Here is a 13,856-nt window from a genome sequence, read left to right as displayed (position 1 = left end):
ACGGTGCTCCGCGGGGAACGGTGAAGCCATCGGTGCAGTGAGGCTTCGACGGTCACCGCGATGGAGAGGACGTGAGCACGTGCGACGGACAGGGCTGCAGGAGGACGCGCGGTTCACGGGGGTTCTGAAGATCGCCGTCCTGCGGGGCGGCGGCCTCGGGGACCTCCTGTTCGCGATGCCGGCACTCGACGCACTCGCCGAGGCCTACCCGGAGGCGGAGATCGTGTTGCTCGGCACCCCGCTGCACCGACGACTGCTCGACCAGCGACCCGGTCCGGTCTCACGGGTGGAGGTCCTGCCGACGACCGCCGGGGTGCACAGCGCCGACGGTTCGACCGACGAGGAGGGTACGCGCAGTTTCCTCGAACGTATGCGGTCAGAGGGCTTCGACCTCGCGTGCCAGCTGCACGGCGGCGGCCGCAACTCCAACCCGTTCCTCCTCGGCCTCGGAGCCAAGCACACCGTCGGCACCGCGACCCCGGACGCCGAGCCACTCGAACGCATGCTGCCCTACGTCTACTACCAGCACGAGGTCGTCCGCTGGTTGGAGACCGTCGCTCTCGCGGGCGCGCTCCCGGTGGCCGGCGAGCCCAGGGTGGTGGTGAGCCGCGCCGAACGCGCGCGCGGTCGGTCCCTGCTCGGACGCCGCGGCTCGGGCGTCGTCGTCATCCATCCCGGAGCGACCGACCCGCGGCGACGCTGGCCGACGGAACGGTTCGCAGAACTCGCCCGACGTGCGGCGGCCAGAGGCAACACCGTGGTCTGCGTCGGTGACGCCGGCGATGCGCCGCTCGCGGACCGCATCGCGCAGCAGGCTGCGGCCGACGGCCGGACCGAGGTCGTGTCGCTCGCCGGCAAGCTGTCCCTCTCCGACCTCGTCGGCGTGCTCTCCCGCGCCGACGTGTTCGTCGGCAACGACAGCGGGCCGCGCCACCTGGCGCAGGCGGTCGGCACCTCGACGGTGGGGATCTACTGGGTCGGGAACGTCATCAACGGCGGGCCGCTCAGCCGCGCGACGCAGCGGGTGCACCTGTCCTGGACCACCAGATGCCCGGTGTGCGACCGCGATGTGACGCAGGTGGGGTGGACCGCCGAGCGGTGCGAGCACGACGACTCCTTCGTCGCCGAGGTCGGAGTCGACGAGGTGGACGCCGACGTCGAGGCGCTCCTCAACGCCCGGACCCTCCGCAGCGTCGCCTGAGCCGAGTGCAAGGGCGGGCGCAGGACGCGTCGACAGCTCACCTCGGCCAGCAGCTCACGGCCAGGACGGCTCCTCCTCCGGGCAGACGACGAGCTCACGCAGCTCGACCCCGCGTGGGCGCTCGAGCGCGAAGACGATGGCCGCGGCGACCTCGGCCGGGTCGATGAGCTTGGCGTCGGGTCCCGGCTTGTACTGCTCGTCGCGCCCGTCGAAGAAGCGCGTGTCCATGCCGGCGGGGATCACCGTCGTGACGCCGAGGCGTCCCTTCGACTCCGCCGCCAGCGAGCGCGAGAAACCGAGGACGGCGAACTTCGACGCACAGTAGGCGGTCGCGTCGCCGAGCGCACGGAGGGCGAGCGAGGACGCGATCGTGACCACCCGCCCGTGTGCTGCCTCGAGCGCGGGGAGGGCCCCGCGGACGACGGCCGCCGTACCGAGCAGGTTCACCGCGACGATCCGCTCCCACTCAGCGCCGGGCAGCGCACCGAACGGTGCCGGGCGGTCGATGCCCGCAGCGGTCACCACCGCGTCGAGGCCGCCGACCTCCGTGGCGATGCGGGCGACGAGCTCCTCGGTCGCCCGGGTGTCGGAGACGTCGACGGCGTAGGCGTCGACCGCGTCGGGGTCGACTCGGAGGTCGAGCACGATGGGCCGGCCGCCGTGCTCGCGGACGGCGGCGGCGACCGCGGCGCCGAGGCCGGCGGAGCCGCCGCTGATGAGGACGTTGCCGAGGGGGCGGGTGGAGGTCATGGGGTCCTTTCGGGGTTGATGTCTCAGAGACGTGGTCGTGCAGGGTGCTCGTGCAGCCGGTCAGCCGACGCGGGCGAGGGCTCCGGCGAGGCGGGTGCTCGACCGACCGGGGTGGTACGGGACCGTGACGGTCCGGCCACCCCAGGCCGCGATCACACCGGTCTCAGGCAGGTCGGCAGCGACGTAGTCGCCGCCCTTCACCCAGACGTCCGGCTGGATCCTCCGGAGGACGGCCTCCGGGGTGTCCTCGTCGAACACCACGACGGCGTCGACGCACTCGAGCGCCAGCAGGAGGTCCGACCGGTCGTCCTCGGCCATGATCGGTCGCTCCGGCCCCTTGAGCCGCCGGACGGAGTCGTCGCTGTTGACGCACACGATGAGGCAGTCCCCGAGGGCCCGGGCGGCGGCCAGCGTGCGCGCATGACCGGCGTGGAGGAGGTCGAAGCAGCCGCCGGTCGCGACGACGACACCGCCGCGTTCGCGCGTGGCGTGGGCGACGGCGAGCGCGTCTGCGGAGTCCCCGGGCAGCCGGCTCGTGTTCGCGGGCCGGTCCAGCGAGGCGACCCCACCGCTCGCGACGAACCGCGCCGCGGCGGCGACACCGGCGGCCACCGCGTCGCCGAGCGGTTGCCCGGCGGCGAGTGCGGACGCGACGGTCGCGGCCAGGCGGTCTCCGGCGCCACAGGGATCGGTGGCGTCCGACGGGGTGGCCGGCACGAGGTGCGGGACCGCCGGGGTGCCCCGGTCTCGCCGACGGAGGAGCGCGCCCTTCGCACCGAGGGTCACCAAGACGGCCCCGCATCCCCACGCGTCGAGCAGCGTACCGGCGACGGTGTCCACTCCGGCGATGTCGTCAGCGGAGGACGCGCCTCCCTCGGCCAGCGTGAACGCCTCGCTCCGGTTCGGCGTCACGACCGTGGCGGTCCGCACCGGCGGCGAGCCGTTCTTGTGCGGGTCCCAGACGACGGGGATCCGGCGTCCCGCCGCCTCGAGTGCCTCCCGGAGTCGGGGGTCTGCGGCCACACCGCGGCCGTAGTCGGCGACGACGACCGCGTCCACGGCGTCGAGCGCTGCGAGCATGTCGGCCGTGACCGTCGGCGCTCCTGGTGCTTCGCAGCCCTCGTCGATCCGCACGATGGCCTGCCCGTCGCCACGGACCCGGGTCTTCACCGGCGTCGGCGCCCCGGACGGGCCGGCTAGGACGGTGATGGTCCCGGCACCGGCCGACGACGCGGTCGTGTCGAGTGCAGCGCGCAGCTCCCCCACCCGGTCGTCGTCGCCGAGGGCGGTCACGAGGACGACGTCGACGCCGTCGCGCGCCAGCAGGGTGGCGACGAGTCCGGCCCCACCGGCCCGCGGGACGGACCGGGCGACCGACACCACCGGCACCGGGGCGTCGGGGCTCAGGCGGTCGGCTCGCCCGAGCAGGTCGACGTCGAGCAGCACGTCGCCGACGACGGCGATCCGTGGCCCCCGGTCCCGGGTGCCCGTGATGGGTGGTGTGATGTTCATGCAGTCCTCCCGTTCCCAGCGCTGTCGCGCCGCGCGATGCGATCGTCGAAGACCCGGCACAGCAGGTGCAAGGCGACGAGGTGCGCCTCCTGCGCACCGGCGGCGGGGCCGGGGAGGGCGAGGTGCTCGTCGCACGCCTCGCACAACGGGTTCGGCCCGGTGCCGGTCACGGCCCAGCTCCGCGCACCGACACGTCGTGCGGCCTCCGCGGCCCGGAGGAGGTTGCGACTCCGGCCGCTCGTGGAGAACAGCATGACGACGTCGCCGGCCCTCGCGTGGGCGAGCACCTGCCGCGCGAACACCTCGTCGTAGCCGTAGTCGTTCGCGATGGCGGTGACGCTGGAGCTCTCCGCGTGGAGGGAGACGGCGGAGAACGGACGTCGCTCCCCGTCGAAGCGCCCGACGAGTTCGGCGGTGAGGTGTTGTGCCTCAGCCGCCGAGCCGCCGTTCCCCGCTGCCAGCAGTCGTTGCCCGTGCAGCAGTCGGTCGGCGAGCTCATCGCCCCAGGCCGTGATCCGCGGGAGCTGGTCGCGGAGCGCCTGGATCGCACCGAGGTGGTCGTCGAGGTGGCCGTGCAGGATCCGATCGATCGACGGGGCCGTGGGGTCGGAGACCGTCGGGGCCGATGCTGCGGCGGTCGCCGCCGCAGCGGCCGCCGTCGTCGTGGTGAGGGCGTTCATCGGGTCACCACCGCACCGCTCGACCGGGCGGACCGTCTCGCGCGCCCCAGCACCCGCCGGTAACCGCGTTCGGTGTCGGCCGCGACCCTCGCCCAGGAGTAGCGCGACCTGGTCCGCTCGACACCGGCCGCGCCGAGCGAGGCGAGCAGCTCGGCGTCGTCGAGCAGCACGGCGACGGCGTCCGCGATCGCTCCCGCATCCCGCGGCGGGACGTGCAAGCCGGTCCGGCCGTGGACGACGCTGTCGATGAGCCCGCCGACGGCCGCGGCGACCACCGGGGTACCCGTCGCCATCGCCTCGAGCGGGACGATGCCGAACGGTTCGTACCAGGGCGCGCAGACCACCACATGGGCCGAGCGCAGAGCGGCGGGCAGCTCGTCCTGTCGCACCTGCCCGCGGAACACCACGCGGTCGTCGACACCCAGGGAGCGGGCGTGGGCGAGGAGTCGCTGCACGTCCGGGTCCTCCTGGATGCGGTCGGGGCCACTCGAGCCGCCGAGGACGACGAGTTCGACGTCGTCACGACCGGCGGCGACGAGGGTCGCCAAGGCCGAGATCGTCAGCCCGACGCCCTTCCGCGGCACCAGCCGGCCGACGGTCATGATCCGGAAGCGACGGTCGGCCGTCTCCGAGGGACCGTTCGGGGAGAAGAGTCGCGTGTCCACGCCGCAGGGCACCACGGTGATCCGCGAGCCGGGGACCCCGAGCGCCTTCAGCTCGAAGGCCTCGTCCGAGCAGGTCGCGATGACCTGGTCGACCGAGCGCCCCACCATCGGTTCGAGGTCGACGCGTTCGATCGGGCTCGTGTCCTCGGCCCCCTGGTGCCGACGCTTCACCGTCCCGAGGGCGTGGAAGGTGTGGACGACGGGCGGACGGGATCCGTCGGCACGATCGGCACCCCGCAGGGCGGCGAGACCCGACATCCAGAAGTGGCTGTGCACGATGTCCGGGGTCTCGCGGCTCCAGTCCTCGGCCAGGCGGTCGCCGAACGCGTCCATGTACGGCAGCAGCTCGTCCTTCGGCACGCGCTCCGGCGGTCCCGCGTCCACGTGCACGACCTCCACCCCGTCGCAGAGGCGCACGCGCTCGTCGACCGAGCGGTCCTCCCGCCTGGTGTACACGGTCACCTCGTGCCCGCGGGCGGCGAGCGCCGAGGACAGCTCGGCGACGTGCACGTTCTGCCCGCCGGCGTCGACACCGCCGAGCACGGCGAGTGGACTGGCGTGCTCCGACACCATCGAGATCTTCATCGCAGTCTCCTTTCGAGAGCCGACAGCGGGGTCGGGTGGACGGTCCCGGTCTCCCGGACCTCGGCGAGGACCCGGTCCCAGGTGTGCAGGAAGGCGGGCAGTCCGTAGTGGGCGAGGGCGTGGGCGCGGGCCGCTTCGCCGGTCGCCCTGGCGAGGTCGGGATCGGCGAGGTATCGCCGGGCGGCGTCGCGCAGGGCGTCGAGGTCGTTCGAGACGAGGCCGGCCGCAGGCGGGACGGCTCGGGGTGCCTCGGTGGTCGCGAGCGCGAGGACGGGCATCCCGAGGTGCATCGCCTCGAGGAGTGCGAGACCGAGCGACGTCCAGCGCAGGGGGTGCAGGTACACGCGTCGGCGGGCGAGTTCGCGGTGCAGCTCACCCGTGCGGAGGTCGCCGACCGGGCGGATGCGCTCGGCCGAGGTGCCGAGCGCGGTCGGCAGACCGTCGCCGCCCATGCCGAAGACGTCGACCGGGGCGAGCTCGGTGAAGGCGGGCAAGAGGTCCGTGCCCGTGACCCGCCAGCGGCGGACGGGCTCGTTGATGACGACGCCGAGGCGCTCGAGGGCGCCCGTGTACCGGTGGCCTGGGTCCGCGACGCCGTGCTCGACGACGGTGGTGGGTGCCCGGCCGGTATCCCAGAACATCCGGTTGAAGTGGGTGACGTGCACGACCGGGATGTCCTCGCGATCCGCGAGCGGGTGCACGGCGTCGGTGATCGAGGTCTTCGGGGTGTTGTGCTCGACGAACACGGCGGGCAGGTCCCGCCCCGGCCGCCGCCCGGTGAGGCGCTCGACCGCGTCGACCTCGTCGGGCCGCTGGAGGACGACGACGTCGACGTCCGTCTCCCGGAGCTCTCCGACGGGGATCTCGACGACCGACGCCGGCCAGTCGCGATCGGCGCGGCCGAGTCCCCAGCCGTCGCGCGCGTCGTTCACCGGGAGGAGGTAGTCGTGCCCGCCGCGGACGAAGGCGTCGGTCCAGCCGCCGTGCACGTGCCAGAGGAGGATCCTCATCGCAGGACCTCCTGGGCGTGCCGCCGGCCGGGCGTGGAGCGGACCGCCTCGAACAGCCGTGGGGCGAGTCGTCGGCAGGCGTCGACCACCTCGGCGGGCCGGACGCTCGTCAGGCACGGGTGCCCGGGGATCGGGCAGTCCGTCGCCCGCGTGCCGGCGCAGGCGGCGTGCTGATCACCGAGGAGCACGGTGGGCACGCCGTACGGCGCCCAGCGCACGGCCGGCACCACCGGCGAGAACAGGCTGACCACGGCGGTGCCGACCGCTGCGGCGAGGTGCGCCGGACCGGTGTTGCCGGTGACGACGACGTCGGCCTGCGCCAGGATCGTGGCGAGGGCACCGAGGCCCGTTCCGCCGCCGAGGTCGCGGCCCGCGGTCCCGGCGACGCGACGTGTGAGGGCGGTCTCGGCCGGTCCACCGGTCACGACGACCTCGACCCCGGCCTCGTGCAGGAGGCCGACGGTCTCGGCGTGCAGCTCCTCATGCCACCGTCGCGATGCCACGGAGGCGCCAGGGTGGACGACGACGAAGTGCTCGGGGAGGGTGTGCGGTGCGGGTTCGTCGAGCCGTGCCCGGTCGAGCCGCGCCTGGTCGAGGTGCAGCCGGCCGTCGTCCTCCGACGGCAGGGCGAAGCCACCGGCCGCGGCGATGGCGATGGCACGCTCCGGCTCGGGTTGGTCCTCCGCGAGGTCCTCCCCGGGCCGCAGCCGCACGTCGAGCAGCGAGCCGGCGAAGTCGACGGAGGCTCCGACGATGCGCGGGACACCGTGCGACCGCAGCAGGAGCGCGAGCGGGAGCGGCGACTGATGGAACGAGGTCAGGATGATCGCGGTCTCCGGGCGGCAGTCGTCGATGATCGCGGCGAGCGCCGCCAGGTGCTCCGGGGTGGCCGGCGGGGCGGACTGGGTGATCCACGGGCAGTCCCAGACCACGACGCGGTCGACGCCAGGGAGGAGCCGGGCCGCCGAGGCGCCGATCGAGCTGCACAGGAGCCAGACCTCGTCGACGTCCGGTGACGCCGCGACCGCCCGCACGGCGGGGCCGCTGAGCAGGACGTCGCCGACGCTGTCGAGCCTCGCCACGAGCGCGCGCCGCGTCATCGCCCACCCCGTGCGTCGTGCCCGGCGACGACCGCGGTGAGCACGAGCTCGGCGGCGGCGAGGAGGTCCAGGGCGCGCCGCGGCGCGGCGTCGACCTCCTCGGGGAGGGTCACGGCGGTCGGGACGAGGATCGACATGGCGCCGGCCGCCTCGGCCGCGCCGACGTCGGCACCGATGTCGCCGATGACGACGCAGTGGCCGGGTTCCACGCCGAGTCGCCCCGCAGCCTCGAGGACGAGTCCGGGGGCCGGCTTCCGGCAGTCGCAGCCGGCCTCAGGCGCGTGCGGGCAGATGCACCAGACGTCGAACGGGCCGAGCAGCTCGTCGAGGCGGGCGTTGACGGCGTCGACCTGCTCACGCGTCACGATGCCGCGCCCGATCCCCGACTGGTTGGACACGACTCCGAGCGGCAACCCGCTGCGCCGCAGCAGTTCGACGGCGGCGTGCGCGGTCGGCATCGGCACCACGCGTGCGGGGTCACCGTTGTAGGGCTCGTCGACGACGAGGGTGCCGTCGCGGTCGAAGAGGACCGCGTCGATCGGGGCGGGCAGATCGGTCATGCTTCTGCTCGTCCCCACTTCTCCGACGACGTAAACGTCCTGCTGCGGGGCTCGACCACTCGGTGCCCGACGTGCAATGGTGAGGCGCATGCTGCACCTCGACCCCGAAGACGACGACCGCACCGACGACCGCCCGGAGCTGCTCGCCCTCCGGACCCTGAAACTCGGCGACCTGCTCGTGGCGGTCCCGGCGATCCACGGTCTGCGGCGCGCGTTCCCCGGGCACCGCCTCGTGCTGGCGGTGCCCGGCTGGCTGGAACCCGTCGTCGAGCTGGTGGACGGGGTGGACGCCCTCCTCCCGACGCCGGGACTCGACCACCTCCTGCCCCTCGCACCCGGCCGGGTCGACGTCGCGGTGAACCTGCACGGGAGCGGTCCGGAGAGTCGGCGGCTCATCGACGCGCTCGAAGCGAGGGTCTCGATGGTCCACCACGTGCCCGAGATCGACGGTCCGGAGGTCGACGGCCCTGTCCCGCCGGCGTGGTCACCGCACCTCGGCGAGCGCGCACGGTGGGTGCGCCTCCTCTCCGCCTACGGGGTGGCCGCCGACCCCGACGACGTCGGACTCCGCTCCTCGACGGAGCGCGTCGACGTCGTCGGCGCGGCGGTGGTGCACGTCGGCGCGTTCTACGAGTCGCGGCGCTGGCCGGTCGAGCGCTTCGCCGCCGTCGCCAGGTCCCTGGCCGATGAGGGGCGCCGCGTGGTGTTCACGGGCAGCGCCGGCGAACGCGACCGCGCCCTGCGGGTGGCGGAGCTCGCACGCCTCGACGAGTCCTCGGTGCTGGCCGGACGGATCGGCCTGGCCGAGTTCGCCGGGGTGGTCGAGGACGCGTCGGTGGTCGTGTCGGCGGACACCGGTGCGGCGCATCTGGCGTCGGCCTACCGACGACCGTCGGTCGTCCTGTTCGGGCCGGCGGCCCCGGAGCACTGGGGTCCGCCGCCCGGGCCGCACATCGTGCTCACCGACGCGAGCGTCCGTCGTGGCGACGCGTTCGCGGACACCCCCGATCCGGCCATCCTCGCGGTCGGCGTCGACGACGTCCTGGACGCGGTGGTCCGTGCCGAGCGCACCGCAGCCCGAGGTGACGCCACCGCCTGACCCCGTCAGGCGATCCGACGCCGCCCGGCTTGCTCCGCGCTCGGCTCACCGTGGACGATCCGGTCCCGGAGCAACTCCAGCGAGCGCTTCAGGATGCGCGACACCTGCATCTGCGTGACCCCGACCTCCTTGGCGATCTCCTGCTGGGTGAGGTCCTCCGCGAACCGCAGCTGCAGCACCCGCCGGTCGCGGGGGCTCAGCACCCGGAGCGCCGTCGACAGGATGGCGGCCGACTCGGCGCGCTCCAGGGCGCCGTCCTCGGCGGGGATGATGTCACCGAGGCTCGTCTCATGGTCGAACCCGACGAGGGCGTCGAGCGACGCCGGCCGCAGGTGGTTCTGGCACGCGATGGCCTCCCGCACGAGTTCGTCGCTCGCCCCGAGGTCGGCGGTCAGTTCCGGTACCGACGGGCCGTGCCCGAGCTCCTGGGCGAGGCGCGGTACCGCTTCGGCGACCCGTGCGCGGAGTTCCTGGACCGGCCGTGGCGGCCTGACGAACCAGCCGTGGTCGCGGAGGTGACGCTTGATCTCCCCGGAGATCGTCGGCGAGGCGAACGCCGCGAACGGGCCGCCACGTTCGACGTCGAACCGGCGCGCGGCCTTCACCAGACCGATGTAGGCGACCTGGACCAGGTCCTCGTCCCGCGCGGGGTCGCGCCGGAAGTACCGGCGAGCGATCGCCTCGGCGAGTGACAGGTGCTCCAGCACGAGCGCCTCGGCCTCCTCGCGTCCGAGCACCTCACCAGGGAGCCGTGTGTCCGTTCGATCCATCGTCATGTGCTCCAGGTTCCGAGAAGCGAGGAGGGCACGATCAACGCTTGCCTTCTCCGGGCGGCTGGGGCAGAATCGCGCACCCGTCCGCGAGCACCCGTCCGCGAGCGCGACTCACGCGCGCACCACGTCGAACGCGTCCACCGGTCGGTCCGGGATCGTCGTCGGTGCTTCCAGATGCACGGCACCGCTCGGCAGGATGCCGGCCCCGCCGAAGCGCTCCATCACCCGCCATTGGGCGAGCACGTCCTCCCCGGAGTGCATCGGGGGCAGCTCCTCCCAGAAGCTGAAGCCGCCGGCGGCGAGGAGCGCGTCGCGTCGGTAGAGCACGCAGCCGCCCACCCAGGCGACCTTGTACGCCGACCAACCCCGTTCCGGGATCGGCACGTCCCGCGCGATGTGCGCCAGGTTCGCGGCGTTGTGCAGCGGCCAGCGGTCGAAGGCCGCCGTCCCGCGACGCACCCGCTCCGGGACGACCTCGCCGTCCCAGAGTTCGAACGGCCGTTGCTGCTCGGGCCGTTCGTCGTCCAGGTAGGACAGCCCTTGCACGGCGGCGCCGACGAACCCGCAGTCGAGGGTCCGCAGGGCGTCGTGCAAGCGTTGCAGCTGGCCCGGTTCGAGCCACACGTCGTCGTCGAGGAACAGGACCGCCGGTGCGGTGGCGCGGTCGAGCAGCGACTGGCGGTGCTCCGCGAGCCCCCGGCGCGGGAGGTGCCGGACGAGCCGGACCTCCCGCCCCTGGGCGCGGAGCACCCGCACCATGGCCTGGGTGCTCGGTTGGAGCACGCCGGACCCGTCGTCGGATTGGTCGCTCACGATCACCCGGAACGACGGGTCGTCCTGGGCGGCGAGTCCCGCCAGCGTCACCGCCAGCTCTGCCGCACGCCCGGCCGTCGGGACGAGCACGTCGATCGCGACGTCGTCGTCGACCTCACCGGCCGCCCACCGCTCGGATGGTCGCCGGCTCGTCATTCAGTCTCCCGAGACCGCGCTCGAGACGGCGGTCGGGCCGTCGAACTCGTCCTGGTCGGCCTGTTCGAGCGCCTCGATCACGTCGTCCGGCGCGCCCTGGTCACGGGCGGTCCGGACGAGATCGTCCTTGCTCGCCGGGTAGTCGACCCCCGACAGGTACTTCTGCAGTTCGATGGCGGTGGGCTTCTCAGCCATGGTGTCCCCTGTTCTGTGTGTGATCCGGTGGTGATGTCGGTGTCGGGCGGTTCCCGCCTCGGTCAGCCGACCGCGTCGTCCTCATTCGGCTCGGCAGCGTCGGGCACCTGGTCCTCGGAGCCCTCCGCCTGCGAGGGCTTGTCGACGCCGGCGTCGTCGACCAGGTCGTGGTTCTGCGGGTTGTCCTGCGGTCCGGTGGTCGTCATGGTCCGCTCCTTTCGATGTCGATCGGCGACGGTCGCCGACCGGGGTGTGGTGGGGTCGTTCAGGCGGCGACGTCCTCAGGCGACGCCGGCACGGTTGGCCGCCTCGACGGCCTCGCGGAGATCCCCTCGCCAGGGGGCGCCGTGGCCGGGGAGGAGGGTCCTGGAGCCGAGGGCGGCGAGCACCTCCAGCGATTCGAACGCGAGTCGCGAGTTCGCCGTCGCCGCTCCGGCGACCACACGCGGTCCGGTCTCGCCGGTGTACGGGTCGAGGGTGACGAGCGCGTCACCCGCGATGACGGCACCCCGGTCGGGGAAGTCGAGGGCGCAGTGCCCGAAGGTGTGGCCCGGCGTGAACACGACGGTGGGCGAGCCGGGGACGTCGAGCGTGCCGGATCCGGGCAGCGCCTCCGTCCGCGTCGTGCCCCGCACCCACAGCGCGCCGGCGGCCGTCATCGACGCGAGCGCCGGGAGCGCCGCCGGGTAGCGCAGCGGGTAGCGGGACCGAGGCCGTTCGTGGAGGTACCGGTAGGGGTGCTCCGCGAGCGACGCGTCCTCGTCATGGACGAGCACCCGGCAGCCCAGCTCGTCTCGCAGCCTGGCGGCCGTGCCCAGGTGGTCGAAGTGGGCGTGCGTGATGACGAGCGCCACGACGTCCTCCGGTCGACGGCCGATCGCCGCGAGCGCCTGGAGCAGGTAGCCGTGGGTCGCCGGCAGGCCCGCGTCGACGAGGGTCAGACGGTCCTCATCCTCCACGAGGTAGGTGTTCGTGTACGCGTGCTCGAGCCGGTGGACGCCGGGCGCGACCGATCGGTGGAGGGTCGCGCGTGGGCGACGGGCTCCGGGCATGGGCGGTCCTTCCGGTCGGGGTCGGCGTGCAGGAGTGCGTGCGGTGGCGCGAGCCGCGGTCGACCGTGGGTTCCGGCACGACCGCGGGCCCGCTCCGCGGCGCTCACTCCTTGTGGAGCTTGTCCTGCACGCGTCCCGCGAGCTTCTCGACGGGGTTCGGCAGCTCCGTCGTGCCGTAGAGGCGCGAGTCGGGGTGCGTGGGCGGCGGCATCGGCACGCCGGCCTGGGGCTCGGGCACGTAGGTGAACTCGCCCTTGCCGTCCGGCGTCGGCCCGCTCGCCCAACGTCCGTCGGCCGCAGCCTGTCCGTCGGAGAAGTTGATGTACTGGTAGGAGACGTCCCGATGCTCCTTCTCGATCGGGAAGTTGCTCGGCACCGGCAGATCCTCCACGCCTTCCTCCCGGAGTTCCGCAGCGGCGGCTAGCCACTGGTTCTGATGCATCGTGTCGCGGGCGAGCAGGAACGCCAGCAGGTCTCGCACCCCCGAGTCGTCGGTCATGTGGTACAGCCGCGCCACCTGCACGCGGCCCTGCATCTCCGCGTTCGCGTTCGCGGTGAAGTCGGCGAGCAGGTTTCCACTACTCGTGATGAAGCTGCCCTGCCACGGGTTGCCCATGCTGTCCACGGGTCGTGCTCCGGCGCCGGCGACGATGGCGTGCTGCACGTCGGTGCCACCGATGATCGCCGCGACGGTCGGGTCGTCCTGGACCGCGTCCTCGGTGATCCCCAGCGGCGACTTCTCGAGCAGTTGGGCGATCATCACCGCCAGCATCTCGACGTGTCCCATCTCCTCCGCGCCGATCCCGAACACGAGGTCGCGGTACTTGCCGGGGATGTGCATGTTCCACCCCTGGAACTGGTACTGCAACGCCACGGTGATCTCGCCGTACTGGCCGCCGAGCACCTCCTGCAGCTTCCTCGCGTAGACGGCGTCTGGCTTGTCGGGTGTGGCCGTGTGCTGTAGTTCCTGTCGATGGAAGAACATTGTTCACCTCCTGCACCGCCGGACGGATTCGGGCCGACGTCCCTCGTCGACTCGGCTCGGCGGAACGGCCAGTCAACGCTCCCGGCGCGGCCGGCTCGCGGCACTGGACTTCCTGGTCCGGCGTGTGGACAATACGCGCGCGCGTCGCCGGGACGGTCCCCGCCGTCGCCATCGCCCGCGGGCGCGAAGTCTGCGCCACCGGCCGGGGAATCGCAATGCCCGATCCGCATCCCGTGCGGCTGTCTAGCCTCGGATCACCTGCCGCCCGTCGGGGGTGGCCGATCAGGACGGAGCACGACCATGACGACCGCACGAGACATCATGACGCCAGGCGCCGAGTGTGTGGGCGAACGGGACACCCTCGTCGACGCCGCACGCCGCATGCGCGACCTCGACGTCGGCGCCCTCCCGATCTGCGGCGAGGACGGACGGCTCAAGGGCGTGGTGACCGATCGCGACATCGTCGTCAAGGCTCTCGCCGAGGGACAGGACCCGACCACGGTCGAGGCCGGCACCTTCGGCCAGGGCAAGCCCGTCACCATCGGCGCCGACGACGACGTCCGCGAAGCGCTGCGCACCATGGAGGAGCACCAGGTGCGTCGCCTGCCGGTGATCGACGGCCACGACCTCGTCGGCATGCTCAGCCAGGCCGACGTCGCCCGCCGCCTGAGCGCGACGGAGACCGGCGAGACCGTCGCCGGGATCTCGGAGTGACGGGCG

The 13,856-nt window shown here is 73.2% G+C and carries 16 protein-coding genes; 3 read left to right on the top strand and 13 right to left on the bottom strand.

The window, feature by feature from the left end; genetic code table 11:
• Nucleotides 1-79: 79 nt before the first annotated feature.
• On the top strand, nucleotides 80-1,201 hold the full coding sequence (locus ITJ57_RS03635; protein WP_370582172.1) for a glycosyltransferase family 9 protein: 1,122 nt from the start codon (nucleotides 80-82) through the stop codon (nucleotides 1,199-1,201).
• A gap of 54 nt (nucleotides 1,202-1,255) precedes the next feature.
• Here ITJ57_RS03635 and ITJ57_RS03630 read toward each other — a convergent pair whose 3' ends face one another.
• Genes ITJ57_RS03630 through ITJ57_RS03600 form a run of 7 tightly spaced genes read right to left on the bottom strand, consistent with a single transcriptional unit; the run spans nucleotide 1,256 to nucleotide 8,063 of the window.
• Complete coding sequence (locus tag ITJ57_RS03630) at nucleotides 1,256-1,951, bottom strand: SDR family oxidoreductase (protein WP_194668890.1); 696 nt, start codon at nucleotides 1,949-1,951, stop codon at nucleotides 1,256-1,258.
• A gap of 60 nt (nucleotides 1,952-2,011) precedes the next feature.
• On the bottom strand, nucleotides 2,012-3,463 hold the full coding sequence (locus tag ITJ57_RS03625; RefSeq protein ID WP_194668889.1) for a PfkB family carbohydrate kinase: 1,452 nt from the start codon (nucleotides 3,461-3,463) through the stop codon (nucleotides 2,012-2,014).
• On the bottom strand, nucleotides 3,460-4,143 hold the full coding sequence (locus ITJ57_RS03620; protein ID WP_194668888.1) for an SIS domain-containing protein: 684 nt from the start codon (nucleotides 4,141-4,143) through the stop codon (nucleotides 3,460-3,462). Before ITJ57_RS03620 ends, ITJ57_RS03625 begins: the two co-directional genes overlap by 4 nt.
• Nucleotides 4,140-5,393 (bottom strand): glycosyltransferase, encoded by a 1,254-nt coding sequence (locus ITJ57_RS03615; protein ID WP_194668887.1) that lies wholly within the window; start codon nucleotides 5,391-5,393, stop codon nucleotides 4,140-4,142. Before ITJ57_RS03615 ends, ITJ57_RS03620 begins: the two co-directional genes overlap by 4 nt.
• Nucleotides 5,390-6,403, bottom strand: coding sequence for a glycosyltransferase (locus tag ITJ57_RS03610; protein WP_194668886.1), 1,014 nt, complete (start codon nucleotides 6,401-6,403; stop codon nucleotides 5,390-5,392). The genes ITJ57_RS03615 and ITJ57_RS03610 overlap by 4 nt, the downstream gene beginning before the upstream one ends.
• The gene (locus ITJ57_RS03605; protein WP_194668885.1) at nucleotides 6,400-7,503 is read right to left on the bottom strand and encodes a glycosyltransferase family 9 protein; all 1,104 of its coding nucleotides are present in this window, start codon (nucleotides 7,501-7,503) and stop codon (nucleotides 6,400-6,402) included. Before ITJ57_RS03605 ends, ITJ57_RS03610 begins: the two co-directional genes overlap by 4 nt.
• Entirely contained in the window at nucleotides 7,500-8,063 is a 564-nt protein-coding gene (locus tag ITJ57_RS03600) for an HAD-IIIA family hydrolase (protein WP_228506465.1), read from the bottom strand. The genes ITJ57_RS03605 and ITJ57_RS03600 overlap by 4 nt, the downstream gene beginning before the upstream one ends.
• Nucleotides 8,064-8,151: 88 nt before the next feature.
• Between ITJ57_RS03600 and ITJ57_RS03595 the strand changes: the two genes are divergently transcribed.
• Complete coding sequence (locus tag ITJ57_RS03595; protein WP_194668883.1) at nucleotides 8,152-9,162, top strand: glycosyltransferase family 9 protein; 1,011 nt, start codon at nucleotides 8,152-8,154, stop codon at nucleotides 9,160-9,162.
• A 5-nt stretch (nucleotides 9,163-9,167) separates the two neighbouring features.
• Here the strand turns inward: ITJ57_RS03595 and ITJ57_RS03590 are convergent, their stop codons facing one another.
• The 6 genes from ITJ57_RS03590 to ITJ57_RS03565 form a co-directional block, all read right to left on the bottom strand.
• Nucleotides 9,168-9,938, bottom strand: coding sequence for a sigma-70 family RNA polymerase sigma factor (locus ITJ57_RS03590; protein WP_194668882.1), 771 nt, complete (start codon nucleotides 9,936-9,938; stop codon nucleotides 9,168-9,170).
• A 108-nt stretch (nucleotides 9,939-10,046) separates the two neighbouring features.
• Nucleotides 10,047-10,904, bottom strand: a complete 858-nt coding sequence (locus ITJ57_RS03585) for a glycosyltransferase family 2 protein (RefSeq protein WP_194668881.1) — start codon at nucleotides 10,902-10,904, stop codon at nucleotides 10,047-10,049.
• The gene (locus ITJ57_RS03580) at nucleotides 10,905-11,099 is read right to left on the bottom strand and encodes a DUF2795 domain-containing protein (RefSeq protein ID WP_194668880.1); all 195 of its coding nucleotides are present in this window, start codon (nucleotides 11,097-11,099) and stop codon (nucleotides 10,905-10,907) included.
• A 62-nt stretch (nucleotides 11,100-11,161) separates the two neighbouring features.
• Nucleotides 11,162-11,305, bottom strand: a complete 144-nt coding sequence (locus ITJ57_RS03575; RefSeq protein WP_194668879.1) for a hypothetical protein — start codon at nucleotides 11,303-11,305, stop codon at nucleotides 11,162-11,164.
• 75 nt (nucleotides 11,306-11,380) lie between these two features.
• Nucleotides 11,381-12,151 (bottom strand): MBL fold metallo-hydrolase, encoded by a 771-nt coding sequence (locus ITJ57_RS03570; protein WP_194668878.1) that lies wholly within the window; start codon nucleotides 12,149-12,151, stop codon nucleotides 11,381-11,383.
• Between the two features lie 103 nt (nucleotides 12,152-12,254).
• Complete coding sequence (locus ITJ57_RS03565) at nucleotides 12,255-13,136, bottom strand: manganese catalase family protein (protein ID WP_194668877.1); 882 nt, start codon at nucleotides 13,134-13,136, stop codon at nucleotides 12,255-12,257.
• A 300-nt stretch (nucleotides 13,137-13,436) separates the two neighbouring features.
• Here ITJ57_RS03565 and ITJ57_RS03560 point away from each other — a divergent pair, with 300 nt between their 5' ends.
• Entirely contained in the window at nucleotides 13,437-13,850 is a 414-nt protein-coding gene (locus ITJ57_RS03560) for a CBS domain-containing protein (protein ID WP_194668876.1), read from the top strand.
• Nucleotides 13,851-13,856 lie beyond the last annotated feature (6 nt).

The sequence above is a fragment of the Plantibacter sp. VKM Ac-2880 genome (genome assembly GCF_015351235.1).
Lineage (GTDB): Bacteria > Actinomycetota > Actinomycetes > Actinomycetales > Microbacteriaceae > Plantibacter.
This window is presented reverse-complemented; position numbering and strand designations above follow the sequence as displayed.

Coding starts and splice junctions, on each gene's coding strand:
- ITJ57_RS03590 (WP_194668882.1), bottom strand. CDS start 9,938: ATGACGATGGATCGAACGGACACACGGCTCCCTGGTGAGGTGCTCGGA.
- ITJ57_RS03570 (WP_194668878.1), bottom strand. CDS start 12,151: ATGCCCGGAGCCCGTCGCCCACGCGCGACCCTCCACCGATCGGTCGCG.
- ITJ57_RS03575 (WP_194668879.1), bottom strand. CDS start 11,305: ATGACGACCACCGGACCGCAGGACAACCCGCAGAACCACGACCTGGTC.
- ITJ57_RS03630 (WP_194668890.1), bottom strand. CDS start 1,951: ATGACCTCCACCCGCCCCCTCGGCAACGTCCTCATCAGCGGCGGCTCC.
- ITJ57_RS03560 (WP_194668876.1), top strand. CDS start 13,437: ATGACGACCGCACGAGACATCATGACGCCAGGCGCCGAGTGTGTGGGC.
- ITJ57_RS03585 (WP_194668881.1), bottom strand. CDS start 10,904: ATGACGAGCCGGCGACCATCCGAGCGGTGGGCGGCCGGTGAGGTCGAC.
- ITJ57_RS03610 (WP_194668886.1), bottom strand. CDS start 6,403: ATGAGGATCCTCCTCTGGCACGTGCACGGCGGCTGGACCGACGCCTTC.
- ITJ57_RS03615 (WP_194668887.1), bottom strand. CDS start 5,393: ATGAAGATCTCGATGGTGTCGGAGCACGCCAGTCCACTCGCCGTGCTC.
- ITJ57_RS03595 (WP_194668883.1), top strand. CDS start 8,152: ATGCTGCACCTCGACCCCGAAGACGACGACCGCACCGACGACCGCCCG.
- ITJ57_RS03600 (WP_228506465.1), bottom strand. CDS start 8,063: ATGACCGATCTGCCCGCCCCGATCGACGCGGTCCTCTTCGACCGCGAC.
- ITJ57_RS03620 (WP_194668888.1), bottom strand. CDS start 4,143: ATGAACGCCCTCACCACGACGACGGCGGCCGCTGCGGCGGCGACCGCC.
- ITJ57_RS03565 (WP_194668877.1), bottom strand. CDS start 13,136: ATGTTCTTCCATCGACAGGAACTACAGCACACGGCCACACCCGACAAG.
- ITJ57_RS03605 (WP_194668885.1), bottom strand. CDS start 7,503: ATGACGCGGCGCGCGCTCGTGGCGAGGCTCGACAGCGTCGGCGACGTC.
- ITJ57_RS03580 (WP_194668880.1), bottom strand. CDS start 11,099: ATGGCTGAGAAGCCCACCGCCATCGAACTGCAGAAGTACCTGTCGGGG.
- ITJ57_RS03625 (WP_194668889.1), bottom strand. CDS start 3,463: ATGAACATCACACCACCCATCACGGGCACCCGGGACCGGGGGCCACGG.